Origin of the sequence: Williamsia muralis (genome assembly GCF_051487485.1) — a bacterium.
Lineage (GTDB): Bacteria > Actinomycetota > Actinomycetes > Mycobacteriales > Mycobacteriaceae > Williamsia > Williamsia muralis_B.
Window position 1 is genome coordinate 95,957 of record NZ_JAHVCV010000008.1, and the last position, 14,554, is coordinate 110,510.

General features: G+C 65.6%; 15 protein-coding genes. 6 read left to right on the plus strand and 9 right to left on the minus strand.

Features of this window, described 5'->3' with window-relative positions; all coding sequences use genetic code 11:
- Window positions 1-44 precede the first annotated feature (44 nt).
- Both KXR83_RS20860 and aroQ read left to right on the plus strand, forming a co-directional pair.
- On the plus strand, window positions 45-467 hold the full coding sequence (locus KXR83_RS20860; RefSeq protein WP_437426462.1) for a hypothetical protein: 423 nt from the start codon (window positions 45-47) through the stop codon (window positions 465-467).
- Between the two features lie 69 nt (window positions 468-536).
- On the plus strand, window positions 537-1,139 hold the full coding sequence (gene aroQ / locus KXR83_RS20865) for a gamma subclass chorismate mutase AroQ (RefSeq protein ID WP_437426463.1): 603 nt from the start codon (window positions 537-539) through the stop codon (window positions 1,137-1,139).
- A 124-nt stretch (window positions 1,140-1,263) separates the two neighbouring features.
- Here aroQ and KXR83_RS20870 read toward each other — a convergent pair whose 3' ends face one another.
- Window positions 1,264-1,827, minus strand: a complete 564-nt coding sequence (locus tag KXR83_RS20870; protein WP_437426464.1) for a dihydrofolate reductase family protein — start codon at window positions 1,825-1,827, stop codon at window positions 1,264-1,266.
- Between the two features lie 193 nt (window positions 1,828-2,020).
- On the opposite strand from KXR83_RS20870, the gene KXR83_RS20875 reads away from it, so the two are divergent.
- Window positions 2,021-2,542: a hypothetical protein gene (locus KXR83_RS20875; protein ID WP_437426465.1), complete on the plus strand. Its 522-nt coding sequence runs from the start codon at window positions 2,021-2,023 to the stop codon at window positions 2,540-2,542.
- Between the two features lie 15 nt (window positions 2,543-2,557).
- Here the strand turns inward: KXR83_RS20875 and KXR83_RS20880 are convergent, their stop codons facing one another.
- Genes KXR83_RS20880 through KXR83_RS20900 form a run of 5 tightly spaced genes read right to left on the minus strand, consistent with a single transcriptional unit; the run spans window position 2,558 to window position 9,148 of the window.
- On the minus strand, window positions 2,558-4,789 hold the full coding sequence (locus KXR83_RS20880; protein ID WP_437426466.1) for an AAA family ATPase: 2,232 nt from the start codon (window positions 4,787-4,789) through the stop codon (window positions 2,558-2,560).
- Window positions 4,790-4,841: 52 nt separating this feature from the next.
- Entirely contained in the window at window positions 4,842-5,813 is a 972-nt protein-coding gene (locus KXR83_RS20885) for a CDP-alcohol phosphatidyltransferase family protein (protein ID WP_437426467.1), read from the minus strand.
- Window positions 5,810-6,523 (minus strand): phosphatidylserine decarboxylase, encoded by a 714-nt coding sequence (locus KXR83_RS20890; protein ID WP_437426468.1) that lies wholly within the window; start codon window positions 6,521-6,523, stop codon window positions 5,810-5,812. The genes KXR83_RS20885 and KXR83_RS20890 overlap by 4 nt, the downstream gene beginning before the upstream one ends.
- 28 nt (window positions 6,524-6,551) lie before the next feature.
- Entirely contained in the window at window positions 6,552-7,787 is a 1,236-nt protein-coding gene (gene moeA, locus KXR83_RS20895) for a molybdopterin molybdotransferase MoeA (RefSeq protein WP_437426469.1), read from the minus strand.
- A complete protein-coding gene (locus KXR83_RS20900; protein ID WP_437426470.1) occupies window positions 7,787-9,148 on the minus strand; it encodes a dipeptidase in 1,362 nt (453 codons plus the stop codon). The genes moeA and KXR83_RS20900 overlap by 1 nt, the downstream gene beginning before the upstream one ends.
- A gap of 137 nt (window positions 9,149-9,285) precedes the next feature.
- On the opposite strand from KXR83_RS20900, the gene KXR83_RS20905 reads away from it, so the two are divergent.
- Window positions 9,286-10,074 carry an HAD-IIA family hydrolase gene (locus KXR83_RS20905; RefSeq protein ID WP_437426471.1) on the plus strand — a complete coding sequence of 263 codons (789 nt, stop codon included), beginning with the start codon at window positions 9,286-9,288 and terminating at the stop codon, window positions 10,072-10,074.
- Window positions 10,075-10,078: 4 nt separating this feature from the next.
- On the opposite strand, the gene KXR83_RS20910 is transcribed toward KXR83_RS20905, so the two are convergent.
- The 3 genes from KXR83_RS20910 to KXR83_RS20920 all read right to left on the minus strand — a co-directional run bounded on the left by KXR83_RS20910 (window position 10,079) and on the right by KXR83_RS20920 (window position 12,960).
- Window positions 10,079-10,534, minus strand: a complete 456-nt coding sequence (locus KXR83_RS20910) for an SRPBCC family protein (protein WP_437426472.1) — start codon at window positions 10,532-10,534, stop codon at window positions 10,079-10,081.
- A 26-nt stretch (window positions 10,535-10,560) separates the two neighbouring features.
- Window positions 10,561-11,703, minus strand: coding sequence for an acyl-CoA dehydrogenase family protein (locus KXR83_RS20915; RefSeq protein WP_437426473.1), 1,143 nt, complete (start codon window positions 11,701-11,703; stop codon window positions 10,561-10,563).
- A gap of 84 nt (window positions 11,704-11,787) precedes the next feature.
- Window positions 11,788-12,960 carry an acyl-CoA dehydrogenase family protein gene (locus KXR83_RS20920; RefSeq protein WP_437426474.1) on the minus strand — a complete coding sequence of 391 codons (1,173 nt, stop codon included), beginning with the start codon at window positions 12,958-12,960 and terminating at the stop codon, window positions 11,788-11,790.
- A gap of 188 nt (window positions 12,961-13,148) precedes the next feature.
- Between KXR83_RS20920 and KXR83_RS20925 the strand changes: the two genes are divergently transcribed.
- Together KXR83_RS20925 and KXR83_RS20930 are read left to right on the plus strand one after the other, a co-directional pair.
- A complete protein-coding gene (locus KXR83_RS20925; protein WP_437426475.1) occupies window positions 13,149-13,820 on the plus strand; it encodes a TetR/AcrR family transcriptional regulator in 672 nt (223 codons plus the stop codon).
- Between the two features lie 183 nt (window positions 13,821-14,003).
- The gene (locus KXR83_RS20930; protein WP_437426476.1) at window positions 14,004-14,528 is read left to right on the plus strand and encodes an MSMEG_0572/Sll0783 family nitrogen starvation response protein; all 525 of its coding nucleotides are present in this window, start codon (window positions 14,004-14,006) and stop codon (window positions 14,526-14,528) included.
- Window positions 14,529-14,554 lie beyond the last annotated feature (26 nt).

The window sequence follows — 14,554 nt, forward strand, 5'->3', positions numbered from 1 at the left end:
CAGCCGATCGGGCACAACCGGACCCCACCCCCTACTCTGTTCGCATGAGTCGGGTGCGAGTGGTTTTGGTGCTGATGATCACGGGTCTTGCGCTGGTGTTGGGAGCGTGTGGCGGGGACAGCGAGGAGGCTGAATCCACCACGATCGGGTCGGTGAATCTGCCGCAAGATTTCCCGGATCAGGTACCGCTGATCGAGGGTTCGATACTTGCTGCGGGCGGGACCGCGCAAGAGGGCTGGAACCTCACCGTCGCCGGCAAGCCCGACGCGGGGAACCCCTTCGACAACGCAGGCAAGGTCCTCACCGACGCCGGGTTCACCGAGGAGTTCCGTCGGCAGGAAGGTGGCCAGACCGTCGTCGGGTATGGCGCCGACAAAGACGGCAAGCGCTACACGGTGGTGATCGGGACCACGGCCGGCTCACCGAGCGGCCCGACGTCGATCACCTATCTCGTGTCGCAACGCTGACGCTGCTCGTCGCTCGCGAAGCCGTGGCGCGCGACGACCGGGAATTGGGCTGGACGGGTCGGAGGAAGAATGCGGGCAGTACGAATTGTTGCGTCGTCCCTGGTGATGTCGTTGGCCGCAGTCGGTGCGGTGTTGGCGGGCCCGGCAGCTCATGCGACGCCGGTAGGGCACGATCGAGTCGTCCAGTTGGTCAACACCATTGGTGACCGTCTGATCGTGGCTCATGAGGTCGCCCAGTCGAAGTGGCACTCCGGCAGCCCGATCAACGACCCTGTTCGCGCGGCCACGGTCATCCAGGCGGCGTCGGATTCGGCGGCCGCTCATGGGCTGGATCGGGCGCAGGTGGCGGCTTTCTTCACTGATCAGGTACAGGCGGCGACCGGTGTTCAATACGCGTATTTCTCTATATGGACCCTCGCGGACCAAGCGCAGTTGTCCATCCCGAACCCGCCGCTGTCGGATCTACGGGCCAAGCTCGACAGCATCTCCGCACGCCTCCTGACCGACCTCGCCGAGGTGGTGTTGACGAACACCTCACCGCAGCTCTGCCAACTGTCGGTAGTCGCGGCAAGCGGTCCGACCGTTGCACGGGTCATCGCCGATGCCGGCGATCCCGCAATGATTCCGAGCATCGTGACTGCGATGCAGGTTGCAGTGCAACGTATTTGCTGAGATAGGTGTCCGGGCCGGAGGTCTCGGATCCGTGCAGGCTTTGTGTTTGTCTGCAGGCGCTGCAACACCTGCAGACAAACACAACTCCTGTGTTTGATTGCGCTGCAGCCGCTATCGGCTCGACCTACCGCATCACATCGAAGATCTGTTTCTGGATGCCGTTGCCGTACACCTCGTGCTCGACCAGGTTGAGCTTGGTGGTGTCTTTGTCCGACTCACTGAACAGGCGCTTGCCGGCGCCGAGAAGGAGTGGGAACACCAGAAGGTGGTAGCGATCCACGAGGCCGGCGTCGGCGAGGCTGCGGCCGAGGGTTGCGCTGCCGTGCACGGCAATCGGGCCACCTTCGGTGTCCTTGAGTGCTGCCACATCGTCAACCGACCGCAGGATCGTGGCCGGCCAACGGGGGTCGTCCTTCTCCAATGTTGTGGAGACGACGTATCGGGGCATCGCGTTGTATTCGGCGAACTCGTTCATGGTCGGCCAGATCGGAGCGAACGCCTCGTACGACGTGCGGCCCAGCAGTAGTGCTGTGGTCTCCTCCTGCTCGCGCCCCTTGATCTCGTAGGCAGCTTCATCGAACTCGACGTCCTTGAAGGTCCACCCCGAATTGCGATACCCGGGCTCACCGCCCGGTCCTTCCATGACACCGTCCAGCGAGACGAATGCGGTGACGATCAATGTGCGCATGACAAACCTCCGTGATGGGTGGTGCCTCGGCCCGTGCCGAAGCTGTTCTCATCCCTACGTCGAACGAGAGAACCGGAAATCGACACGTTTTGCAGAGGAATCACACGAGAAGAGACACGCGACGCCGGTGCACCCCTTGTTTCCGCCACCGCGTTCGCCAGCGAATTAAGAATGCCTCGACAATACTGAGGTAGTGAAAGCGTCAAATCCGCCTGAGCTCGAGGTGTATCGGTTGTGGGACTGGTCCGGCCTCATCGGCTTGTGCACCGGTGTGGTGGCGGCCGGCGCATGGTTTGTCACCGACAACGGGCATCAGCGTGCTCCGGTTCAGGCCGCAGGTCAGTATCAGTCGATGGACACACCTGACGTGATCTGGTGGCTGCCCTACATCTTCGGGGCCACCTTCGGTCTTGCGGGACTGGCGGTACAGAGTCTTCTCGAGCGAGCGAACATATTGGTGACCCCGCGGGTACGCGATGCTCTGCTCATCGCGGGGTGCACGGCCGGGGGCGCCGGCGCCGCAGGTGCGGTCTGGCTCATTCCCCAGCAGTTGGTGTTCCAGGACATCGCGGGCCATGGCACCACCCTGTCGCGAGGCGTGGTCTTCACTGCGCTGCCGTTGCTCGGATTGCTCGTCGGCACGGCCTTGGCCGCGCGTCTGCATCGCACTGGACCAACGGCGTCGCCGGCCAAGACGCCGTCGATGGCCCACTGAGGGTCGCAGAGAGCTTCAGGCTCCGCGCTTTTCGGCGTACTGACGCAGGTTCTCCACTTGGGCTGGATCGAGGGACGGCCGAACCTTGTCCTGCGCCACCCCGACGTCCTCGGCGGTGACGATGGCTGCGTCGATGTTCCGGCGCATCGCGGCCAGAGCAGCCTCTCGGAGCAGTGCGGCGCAGTCGGCGGCCGAATATCCGTCCAGGCGTGCGGCCAGCTGGTCCAGGTCGATGTCCTCTGCCAGTGGTACCGACTTGCTCGACGTCCGCAGGATCGCAGCGCGGGCATCGGCATCAGGTGGCGGCACGAACACAAGCCGTTCCAGACGGCCGGGACGCAGCAATGCCGGGTCGATGAGATCGGGACGGTTGGTCGCGCCGAGGACCACCACATCCCGCAGGGGTTCGACACCGTCGAGTTCGGTGAGCAGCGCGGCGACCACACGATCGCCGACACCCGAGTCCGACGACTGACCGCGGCGTGGGGCCAGAGCGTCGATCTCGTCGAGGAAGATCAGCGATGGCGCCGACTCGCGTGCCCGGTTGAACAGGTCGCGGACCGCCTTCTCCGATGACCCGACCCATTTGTCCATCAGCTCAGCACCTTTGACGCTGTGCACGCTCAGTTGTCCGGACGCGGCGAGTGCCCGCACCACAAAGGTCTTGCCGCATCCGGGGGGACCGTAGAGCAGCACCCCGCGGGGCGGGTCGACGCCGAGCCGGGTGAAAGTGTCCGGGTGCTGTAGCGGCCAGAGCACGGCCTCGGTGAGCGCCTGTTTGGTCTCCACCATGTCGCCGACCTCGTCGAGCGTCAGGCTGCCGACCGCGACCTCGGGCGATGCCGACCGGGACACCGGCCGGATCACCTCCAGCGCGCCCAGCAGGTCGGCCTCGATGAGGGTAGGTGGCTCGCCGTCGCGGGCGCTGCGGGCAGCTGCCCGCAACGCGGCCTCGCGGGTGAGAGCGGCGAGGTCGGCGGCGACGAATCCCGGTGTGCGGGCGCTGATCGCGCCGAGGTCGATGGTTCCGGTGGGCACGGACTCCAGGAGCGCGCCGAGGAGTCCTCGCCGGATCTTGTTGTCGGGCAATCCGATCGACAGCTCGCGGTCGCAGAGGTCGGGATCACGGAGCCGTTGGTCGAGGTTCTCGGGCGCCGAACTGGTGCAGATCAGGGCCACGCGGTCAGCGGTGATGGCCGTGCGTAAGGCGTCGAGGATGAGCGCCGAGACGGGGTCGGCCTCGGCGGGCAGCAGTGCCTCGACATCGCTGATGAGCAACACCGCGCCCGTGTCGGACGCTGCCGACACCAGTTGGCTGACCGCATCTTTGACAGCAGTGAGCCGCCCGGATGCCTCGAGCGCGCCGGTGACCGGACCGTCGAGGTAGACGAGAGTTCGCCCGGCGCACACGGCCCGGGCGACGGTTGCCTTGCCGACTCCGGGCGGGCCGGTGAGCACCACACCGAGTCGGGCTTGCGCGCCGAGGGCAGTGAGCAGTTCTGGGTTGTCGAGGGCGAGGCCGAGCCATTCGGTGAGCTTGTCCACCTGCGCGTCCACGCCGACGAGTTCGTCGACGGTCCGAGCCGGGGGAGCAGTGCTGACGGTCGCCTTGGCTGGTGCGTGCCGGGCGGATGCGGTGCTGGCCGCTTCGGTGGTCGACGGCAGTCCGGCACTCTTGTCCGCCCACAGCACCGCGGTGTTCGGTTGCACGCTCACCGGGCCGGACGGGTCGGCGTCCACCACGGTGAGCAGTTCGTTGGTCCAGGTGATGCCCACCGACCTCGCCAGCGAACGAGTGGCGTCGGACGTCGCGAAATCGGGACCGAGGTCGCGCGGCAAGAGCGACACCACATCTCCGGCCGACACCACCTTGCCCAGAAGTGCGCGGCGCAGGGTGGTCTCGTCCACCGAATCGGCGGTCAGCCGCGACCCGCGCACCATCACGCGGGTAGCGCCGTGCACCACGACGGGGGACAACACCACGGGGGCGTCGGACTTCAGCCCCGCGTTGGACAGCGTCAACTCGTCGAGCAGCGCGATGCCTGTGGGTGCGGACGCGTCGGTGGCTGCGATCACCGCGCCGGTGGTACGCGAGCCGATCACGGCCACCCCATCCCACTCACGCAGCGCCAACGCGGCCAGGACCTCGGGATGCACCCTGACGATGCCGCGGCGCGCCTCGGCCGCCGAGAGGTTGAGCCGGGCGGTCAGCGTCAGTTGCGGAGACGCGGCAGATGCGGGAGTCACAGGGCAAAACTACCGTCTGCGGCCATCGGCGCGGGCCGGTGCTCGCTACCCGTTACTGGTCGCCGGGGCGTCGCAGGCCCAGACGTGCCGACGATTTGGTCGGCCTGCCGCGCCGCACTTGCCGGATGGCGCGTCGTTCGGCCCGGCGTTCCCGGGGGTGAAAATCCCAGGTCTCCGGGCGGCTGGCGACCCATCGCTTGGTGCGCCAGGCGAACGGGATGTGCAGCAGGTAGAGACCTATCGCCACCACCATGAGCAGATACGGGTAGGTCAGCAGCGCGGCGGCGAACAGGGCCACGCCGATGAGCACCAGCACCAACGCATTCGGCGGCACCGCATACGACTTGAGGGAGGCGGTCGGCAGGCGACTGACGGCCAGCAGCGCGGTGATGGTCATCCATGTGCCCACGGTTGCATCCGAGGTCCACCAGCCCATTCCGAATTGCTCCTCGAGGGCGATGGGCAACATCGCGATGAGAGCAGCGGCAGGAGCGGGCACACCCACGAAGAAATCCTTGGTGTACTGCGGCGTGTCGTCTTCGTCGATCAGTGTGTTGAACCGCGCCAACCTCAAAACGATTGCGCAGCAATAGATCAGCGACAGCAGCCACCCCACGTCGTTGCCCTCGAGCAGGAGGACGTAGAGGGTCAGCGCGGGGGCCACCCCGAAGTTGATGGCGTCGGCAAGAGAATCCAGTTCGGCGCCGATACGAGTGGTCGCCCCCAGCAGGCGGGCCACCCGGCCGTCGAGGCCGTCGAGTAGCGCGGCAGCTGCGATCATCGCAACGCACAGGTGGATTCGGCCATCGAGAGCGAACTTGGTGGCCGACAGGCCGGCGCAGATGGCAAGGACGGTGAGCGCCGACGGAACAAGGAGCTTGCCGGTGTTCAGCGTTCCGGCGCGGCTCGGCCGGCGGCGGCGCCGGGAACTCCCTGCCGGCACCACCCGGCTGCCGGACCGGCGGACGGTGTCCTTGCGGACGGGTTCCTTTCGGCCAGGTTCCTTGCGAACGGACTCCTTCATCCCAGCTGCGCCAACACGGTCTCCGCGCCGACGGCGCGTTGGCCCACGGCGACGAGCGGGCGGGTGCCCTCGGGCAGATAGACGTCGACGCGGGAACCGAACCGGATCAAGCCATAGGTGTCGCCCAGCGTCACCGGGTCGCCGGGGCGGGCCTCACACACGATGCGCCTGGCGATGAGCCCGGCGATCTGCACCACCACCAATTCGGTGCCGTCGGCGGTCCGGATCAGCATGGAGTTGCGCTCGTTCTCCGCGCTTGCATCGGGGAGGTCGGCACTGACGAACTTGCCTGGGCGGTATTCGACCGACTCGACCGTGCCGGCGATCGGGATCCGTTGCACGTGGACGTCGAAGATCGAGAGGAAGATCGACACGCGTGGTCGGGGGGTGTCGCCCAACCCGAGCTCCTGCGGTGGCGCGGCATTGTCCACCAAGGCGACCTGTCCGTCGGCCGGCGCGACCACAACTCCGGCAGCGTTCGGAGGCACCCGGCTCGGGTGACGGAAGAACGCGGCGGTGGCGAGTGTGGCTGCGGTTGCCGGTGTCCGAATCCAGCCGTGGCGTCGGCCGGCGAGGGCCACGGCAGCGCCGGCCGCCACGAACGGCACCCCGGCCCGGTGGATCGGCGGCACGGTTTCCCGCACGAGGTCGGCAAAATGTGCCAGGCGGGTCACACTCTCGGGTTCAGTAGGTCTGGGTCGTCTGGCCATGGCCGCAATTGTCGCAGGTGCCCATCGGTCAGCTGTCCTCCAGGATCAGCACTTCGACGTCGGCGCCGGTCTCGACCCTGTCGGTCTCCGCGGCGATGTCGAGCAACGCGTTGGCCGATGCCATGAACGCCAGGTGATGTGAACCCGGTGGCCCGATGGGTCGCACCGTGGCGACACCGTCGGCGATCGTGAGTTCACCCCTGCGGAACTGGCGTTTGCCTCTGGGGGAGGTGATCGGTTCGGTGACCGACGCGGTGGTGGTGCGCCGTGAGGCGGGCAGGCCCATTGCTGCGCGCAGGGCCGGACGGACGAACACTTCGAAGGACACCTGAGCGCTCACCGGATTGCCGGGCAAGGTGATGATCGGGACACCCGTGCCCCCCGAACTCGTATAGGTGCCGCAACCCTGCGGCATGCCTGGCTGCATGGCCACCTTGGCGAACTCCACCCCGTGACCGACCAGCGCATCCTTGACGACCTCGTAGGCGCCGGCGCTGACCCCGCCGGACGTGATGATGAGATCGACAGCGGTACCGTCTGCGCCGTCGACGTACTCGTCGAGTCGTGCCCGGAATTGGCCGACGTCATCGGGCACGAAGTGCACCTGTTCGGAGATCGCCCCGGCCTCGATGGCCGCGGCGGTCAGCATCGCGCCGTTGGACTCGTAGATCTGTCCGTACTCCAGCGGCGTCCCTGCTGGCACCAACTCACTTCCGGTCGACAGGACGAGCACCCGCAGCGGCGCGAACACGGCGACCTCGGCGATACCGAGCGCCGCCAGCAAACCCAACTGCGGTGCGTGCAGAACGCGCCCGGACGAGAGGGCACGGGTCCCTGCACCGATATCGGAACCGGCGGAGCGGATGGCGGCTCCGGCCGGGACCGGCGCGTTGATCCTCACCTCGGAGACGCCGCCGTCGGTGAGCTCCACCTGGATCACCGCGTCCGCTCCAGACGGCACGGGTGCCCCGGTCATGATGCGGTGGGCTGTGCCAGGAGTCAGGGTGAGCTGATCGGTTCGTCCCGCCGGGATGTCTTCTGCAACAGGCAGGATGACGGGATCGGTCTCCGTGGCGTGCGCGATGTCCGAGGCGATGATGGCGTATCCGTCCATCGCCGAGTTGTCGAAGCCGGGCAGCGTGACCCCCGCGACGACATCGTCGGCGAGCACCCGGCCGAGGGCGGCCGCGGCAGGCACAGTGACAGGCCGGGGCTCGGGGAACAGAGCTGCAACGATGGCCTGGTGTTCTTCGACTGTGCGCATCAGGCGTCCACCGTGTACGTGGCGAGGAACAGGGCAAGGGACAGTGCGGTTTTCGAGATCTCGTCCGGATCCACACTCTCGTTGGGTGCATGGATCCGGCAATTCGGTTCCTCGACGCCGAGCAACGCGATCTCGGCCCTGGGACAGATCTCCGCGAGCACCGTGCACAGGGGTATCGATCCACCCTGACCGGAATGGACCACCTCGGCCCGGTATGCCTTGCTCATCGCCTCGGTGAGCGCCTTGTATCCAGGGCCCGAGGTGTCGGCAGCAAACGGCGCTCCGGTCATCACGGTGTCGACCTGCACCTTGGCGTGCCACGGAATGTGTTTGTGCAGATGGCCTTCCAGTGCCAGGGCGGCCACGCCGGGGTTCACGCCGGGTGGCACGCGCAGGTTGAGCATCGCCGAGGCGCGTGGATTGATGGCGGCCACGCAGTCGTCGGTACTAGGTGCGTCCAAGCCGATCACCGTCACCGCCGGCCGTGCCCACACCATCTCTGCCGGGGTGCCCGAGCCGAGGATGTCCACACCGTCGAGCGTTGTGGAGTCGGCCCGGAACTGCAGAGGATCGTAGGTTGCCCCCGGCCAGGACTGACTGGTGGGCAGCCCGTCGATCGTGGTGTTGCCGTCCGCATCTCGCAGTGTCGCCAACCCGGCGATGAGTGCGGCAAGCGCATCGGGGGCAGCGCCGCCGAACTGTCCCGCATGCACTTCCGATGCGAGGGTCTCGACCGAGACCTTCACGCCCGCGACCCCACGCAGGCTGGTGGTGAGCGTGGGTACACCCGGGGCCACGTTCCCGGTGTCGCAGATCAGGATCATGTCCGCATCGAAGAGGTCTGGCTGCCTGTGGGCGAGCTGGTCCAGACCCTCGCCGCCGGCTTCTTCCGAGCCCTCGATCACCACCCGAATGCCCAACGCGGGCAGCGCCGAAAATGAGCGCAACGCGGTGAGGATGGCGACGACGTTGCCTTTGCAGTCCGCCGCACCTCGCCCGAACCAGCGACCGTCGTGCGCGGTGAGTGCAAACGGCGGCGAGTTCCAGAGGTCTTCGGGACCGGCCGGCTGCACGTCGTGGTGTGAGTACAGCAAGACGGTCGGCGATCCTGGCGGGCCAGGGCGATGGCCGATGACGGCCTGGCTGCCGTCGACGGTGTCGTACACCTGGGTCTCGATCCCGGCGTCGGCGAACGCGCCACGAACCCAGGCGGCGCTGGCCCGGCAGTCATCCCGCTTGTCGGCGTCGATGTGCACGGACGGCAACGACACGAGGTCGGCGAGGTCGGAGTGAGCGCGCGACATCAGGCCGGTCACACGTTTGGACAGGGTCGAGTACTGCGTCGAGAGCTGGTCGGCCATGGTGCCAAGCATGCCGGAAGGACCACCACGACCGCCAGAAAAGTCGAGTTCGGCATGATCGGGCGGCGCTGTGAGAATTGTCGGACCTGCCGGCTCCCGCGTGCGATCGACCGTTGGCAGGACTAGGTTTCTCAGGTATGGCCGAAGGGTTGCTGCTCGACATCGACGGGGTGCTCGTCACCTCGTGGAAAGCCCTGCCCGGTGCCGTCGAAGCCCTCGAGGAGATCGCCGATACCGGACTGCCGCGAATGTTCTTGACCAACACCACATCCAAGTCGCGAGCGCAGATCGCCGAGGCGCTCACCGACGTGGGATTCAAGGTGCGTGACGACGAAATCGTCACTGCCGCCGTGTTGACGGCCGAGTACCTGCGTGCCAAACACCCCGGCAAGCGGGTTGTGGTGTTCAACGAGGGCGCGGTCAACGAGGACATGGCTGGGGTGAATCTTGTCGACGACGACCCCGAGGTGGTGGTTTTCGGGGGCGCGGGCCCGTCGTTCACCCACGAGCTGATGTCGAGAGCCCTCGGCTGGATGATCGAGGGCGTGCCGACCATCGCCATGCACCGGTCGCTCACGTGGTCGACCAGCAGCGGGCCGAAGATCGACACGGGGGTGTACCTCGAAGGCCTCCAGAAGGCCACCGGAAAGAAGATCCGCGCGATCGGCAAGCCCTCGCCGCTGGGCTTTCGTTCGGCCGTGGAGATGCTTGGCGTGGGTGATCCGGGTGGGGTGGTGATGGTGGGCGACGACATGTACAGCGATGTGCTGGGCGCCCAGAAGACTGCGATCACCGGCGTGTTGGTCCGCACCGGCAAGTTCCTGCCCGAACAACTCGACGCCTTGGTCAAAGACGAGTTCGGGCAGGTCCCCGATCACGTCATCGACTCGATCGCGGACCTGCCCGCACTGCTCAAGAAACTGTAGGGCGCTAGCGCACCGACGCCTTGATCTTGCCCAGCGTCTGCTGCATCCCGTCGGTGAGCTCGGCGTCGAACGACTTCTCGCCGCCGAACGCCAGGTTGATCAGCGTCGACGACACCTTGGTGGTGCCATTGGGCGCCTCACGACGTTCGGTGAGTTCCACGCCGTCCTCGGTGGGGGTGATGGTGAAGCTCCACACGCTGTTGTTCTCGTTGATCCTGTACGCGATCTCTTTGTTCGGTTCGAACCGGACCACCTTCGCGGTGGTCGGCCAGACCAGCAGACCGCGCTTGTTCACATTGACAGTCTTGGTGCCGAGAGTGACGGGACCGCCCCCGCGGACCACGACCTTGCGGCATTGCGGGCTCCACTCGCCCATCCGCTTGAGGTCGGACACCACTTTCCACACCTGCTCAGGTGTGGCCTTGATGTGAGTGGAAGCTTCGAGCAGTGGGGCAGCCATGGAACTCCTGTCAATGAACGTTGTCACTATCCGATCAGGATCTTGTCATAGTCCGCGATCTGATTCGACAGTGTTCGGAGATGTTCGGACGCACCGCCGAGGGTGTGTTCGATGGCGAGCAGCCGGCTCACGTAGTGCCCGACCGGGTACTCGGCGGTGATGCCGATACCGCCGTGCATCTGGATGGCCTCCTGCCCGATCTTGCGGGCGGAGCGGCAGATCTGCAGCTTGGCCCGCGACGCGACGATCGGGCTCACGTCGCCGTCGGCGAGGGTGACCGTGGCGTAGAGACTCATGCTGCGGGCCTGCTCGAGGAGTACGTACATGTCGGCGGCACGCTGGGTCAGGGTCTGGAACTTCGCCAGTGGTAAGCCGAACTGCTTGCGCTGCTTGAGGTATTCGGTGGTGAACCGCAGCGATTGCTCCATGGCGCCGACTGCCTCGGCGCACAGCGCAACCTGCGTGACCACTTCTGAGCGCACCAGCGCCGCGGCCACATCACCCTCGGCCAGTCGGGTGGCGGGAGCGTCCTGCAGTTCCACCTGGGCACCACGTCGCATGTCGTGCGTACGGAACGCGGTGCGCGATACGCCGGTCGCGGTGGCGTCCACCAGGAACAGGCCGATCTCGCCCTGCCCTTGGCCCTGGGCGTCGATGCGGGCGGTCACCACCAGGATGTCGGCGCAATCGCCGTGCAACACAGGGTTTTTACGGCCGGTGAGGACATAGCCGTCTCCCGACTCCGTGGCGGTGGTACTGACAGCCGCGCTCGGCCACCGGTCGCCCGGTTCGGTGTGCGCGAATGCCGCGAGGAGTTCACCGGCGGCGAGTTGTGGAAGGTACTGGGCACGTTGTTCCGCGCTGCCGTTCTCGGCGATGAGTCCGCCCGGCACGTACACCGCGTCGAGCACGGGCTCTGGAGCAAGACTGCGGCCGATCTCGCCGAGTACGGCCGCGACCTCTTCGGGTCCGGCGCCCATGCCACCGTCGTCCTCGCTGAACGGGAGACCGAGAATGCCGATCTCCGCCAACGACTTCCACACGTCCCGGCTCCAGCCGAGGTCGGTGGCGGTGACCTCGCGCAGCTTCTCGATGTCGTAGAACTTGGTCAGGACGTCATGCGCGGTGTCGCGCAGCATCGTCTGTTCCTCGTTGAGTTCAAAATCCATGGTGAAGGCAGTCCTTCGTTAGTTGGTGCCGCGAGCGCTCGACGTCGGCATCAGGGATGGAGTCCGTAGATGGGGAGGTCGTGGTCAGAGGCCGAGGATGGAGGACGCGATGATGGTTCGCTGGACCTCGGACGAGCCGCTGTAGATCGACACCTTGCGGTGATTGAGGTACGTCGGAACGGTCTCTTGCGCCCAGTGCGGGGACCCGATGTCCGCCGCGTCCACAGCCAGTGAGTCGACTCCCGCGAGGTCGGCCAGGATCTCGGTGGACGCCTGCTGCAGCTCGCTACCGCGGAGCTTCAAGACCGAGGAGACCGGATCGGGCTTGCCGTCTGCCGATGAGGCCACCACCCGCAACTGTGTCAATTCCAGTGCCAGCAACTCGTTTTCGAGTTCGGCCAGGCGTGCGGCGAACAGGGGATCTTCCAGCAGGGTGCCGTCGCCGACGGGTGTCTTGGCAGCCAGTTCTTTGGCCAGCGCGAGGCGGTTCTTGGTGATGCCCACCCGGGTGACACCCGTTCGCTCGTTGCCGAGCAGGAACTTCGCGTATCCCCAGCCCGCGTTCTCTTCGCCGACCAGGTTCTCCACCGGCACCCGGACGTTCTCGAAGAAGACCTCGTTCACCTCGAAGCCGCCGTCGACCAGTTGGATCGGCCTGACGGTGATGCCCTCGGTCTTCATGTCGATGAGCAGGAAGCTGATACCCGCCTGGCGTTTCGGTGCATCGGGGTCGGTGCGCACCAGCGCAAAGATCCAGTCGGCGTACTGGGCCATGGTGGTCCAGGTCTTCTGACCGTTGACCACATAGTGGTCGCCGTCGCGCACCGCACGGGTCTTGAGCGACGCCAGGTCGGATCCCGCCTCGGGCTCGGAGAACCCCTGGCACCACCAGATGTCGAGATTGGCTGTGGCGGGGAGGAAACGCTCTTTGATCTCCTGTGAGCCGAAGTTGGCGATCACCGGGCCGACCATGTCGGTGTTGAACGCGAGGGGTTCGGGCACCGAGGCAAGGTTCATCTCGTTCTGCCAGATGTGTTTCTGCACGGGAGTCCAGTCGCGGCCGCCCCATTCGGAAGGCCACTTCGGCACTGCCAGACCGTGCTCGTTCAGGATCCGCTGAACCGTGATCATGTCGTCGGGGAAGTTCAGCGTGCCCGCGGCGGTCCGCTCGCGGATCTCCTTCGGGATCTCGGTGGTGAAGAAGGTCCGCATTTCCTCGCGGAAGGCAACTTCGTCGTCGCTCAGTTTGAGGTGCATTGTTCCTTGATACTCCCGATCGTGTGCGTGCGTAAGGAACTCCGGCATGGTCCAACGCAATTTTTTCTCGCGGCGCCACAGAGTTTTACTCGTCGGTCAAACAAAGCCCATTCTAGCTGATGAACGGTGTCGTGCCAAGGGCGAAGCGCGAGGATTGGCAGGCGCGACGGTGACGTAAAATCGCGACCATGGCCAAAGTTCGGCAACGAGCGGGTGCTGCGCCGTCCCGTCGCAGCAACGGAAACCGGCCGAGCGATGACCTACTCCTCGACGCAGCGCGAGATGTGTTCCACGCCAACGGCTATCACGCAACCTCCATGGAGGCCATCGCGCAGCAGGCCGATGCCACCAAGCCGACGCTCTACTCCCACTTCGGCAGCAAGGAGCAGCTCTACCGGGCGTGCCTGGTCCGGGAGGCCGACAAACTTCGCGAGTGGTTGTTCGCGGCGTACGAGTCCGCCTCGGGATTGTCGATGGAGGAGCAGGTCAAGGCAGACATGGTGGCCTTCTTCCGCTACGCGTCAGAGCATCCTGCCGGCTTCGGGCTGCTGTTCGGTGATGTCACCTCCGGTCCCAACGCCGAGATCCGCGACGAGCTGGTGCTGAGCATCTCTGGGCAGATCGCCATGCGCATCCGTGCCTACTACACGTTGCGGGCTCTGCCCGCGCCCGAGCAGAGCGCCGAACTCCTCGCCTCGATGCTGGCCGGCATCGCCATCCACGGCGGCCGGCAGGCTCTTGCCCTCGAGCTCCCGCCCCACGAGGTCGGACTTTTTGCCACGGCGCTTGCACACGCGGGACTCAAACATCTCGCACCTGTTCACATGGAGAACATCGACCGCACCGCGAGTGGTCTCTGACGCCTGTGCGGCAGCGGTGATTACCGGCTCGTTACAGCGGTGAGACTCCTGCAGCACAGTGTTATTCCCTGGATAACCACCGGGAAACAGGCGACTTCTGTACTGAACACGTAGCCCACTTCGGCTCTCGCTCATCGGCAATGCGGCCGAGGCGGCATCTATCTTCGCCCTCCAGGAGGACCCGTGTCCGATATCGATCAGTTGATTGCCGAGAATATCAAGAAGTCGTTGGCTGAGATCCCGCATCCGTCGTTGCCGAAGGGCAGCAACATTTATGGGGGGACGAAGTTGTTCCCGGATTATCAGGCTGAGGGTGGGGAGTCGTATTTCACGTTGGTTCATGGGATTGCGCATGAGTCGTCGGTGAGTTTTGTGGCGGTGTTGCAGGCGACGCGGGCGTTGCGGAAGGGGTTTGAGTCGGCGTTGTATTTTTATGGTCCTGGTGCGATCAATTGCCTGGCCACGCGTGGTTTTCCGACGACGGGTGATTCGGGTTTTCCGGGGGAGCAGAACATGAATGATTCGTTGGGGACGTTCATCGGTGAGGGTGGGACGGTGTATTGCTGTCGGTTCGGGTTGGCGTTGCATGGTGGTCGTGAGGAGGATTTGATCGAGGGTGTGATTCCGGCTCATCCGCTTGATGTGCAGGATGCGTTGATCCATTACGCCCGTAAGGGTGCCATCATCAACTCCACGTACATGGTCTGAGGGCAATCCGATATGCCGGAATCGGA

Coding starts and splice junctions, on each gene's coding strand:
- KXR83_RS20860 (WP_437426462.1), top strand. CDS start 45: ATGAGTCGGGTGCGAGTGGTTTTGGTGCTGATGATCACGGGTCTTGCG.
- aroQ (WP_437426463.1), top strand. CDS start 537: ATGCGGGCAGTACGAATTGTTGCGTCGTCCCTGGTGATGTCGTTGGCC.
- KXR83_RS20870 (WP_437426464.1), bottom strand. CDS start 1,827: ATGCGCACATTGATCGTCACCGCATTCGTCTCGCTGGACGGTGTCATG.
- KXR83_RS20885 (WP_437426467.1), bottom strand. CDS start 5,813: ATGAAGGAGTCCGTTCGCAAGGAACCTGGCCGAAAGGAACCCGTCCGC.
- KXR83_RS20890 (WP_437426468.1), bottom strand. CDS start 6,523: ATGGCCAGACGACCCAGACCTACTGAACCCGAGAGTGTGACCCGCCTG.
- moeA (WP_437426469.1), bottom strand. CDS start 7,787: ATGCGCACAGTCGAAGAACACCAGGCCATCGTTGCAGCTCTGTTCCCC.
- KXR83_RS20900 (WP_437426470.1), bottom strand. CDS start 9,148: ATGGCCGACCAGCTCTCGACGCAGTACTCGACCCTGTCCAAACGTGTG.
- KXR83_RS20905 (WP_437426471.1), top strand. CDS start 9,286: ATGGCCGAAGGGTTGCTGCTCGACATCGACGGGGTGCTCGTCACCTCG.
- KXR83_RS20910 (WP_437426472.1), bottom strand. CDS start 10,534: ATGGCTGCCCCACTGCTCGAAGCTTCCACTCACATCAAGGCCACACCT.
- KXR83_RS20915 (WP_437426473.1), bottom strand. CDS start 11,703: ATGGATTTTGAACTCAACGAGGAACAGACGATGCTGCGCGACACCGCG.
- KXR83_RS20920 (WP_437426474.1), bottom strand. CDS start 12,960: ATGCACCTCAAACTGAGCGACGACGAAGTTGCCTTCCGCGAGGAAATG.
- KXR83_RS20925 (WP_437426475.1), top strand. CDS start 13,149: ATGGCCAAAGTTCGGCAACGAGCGGGTGCTGCGCCGTCCCGTCGCAGC.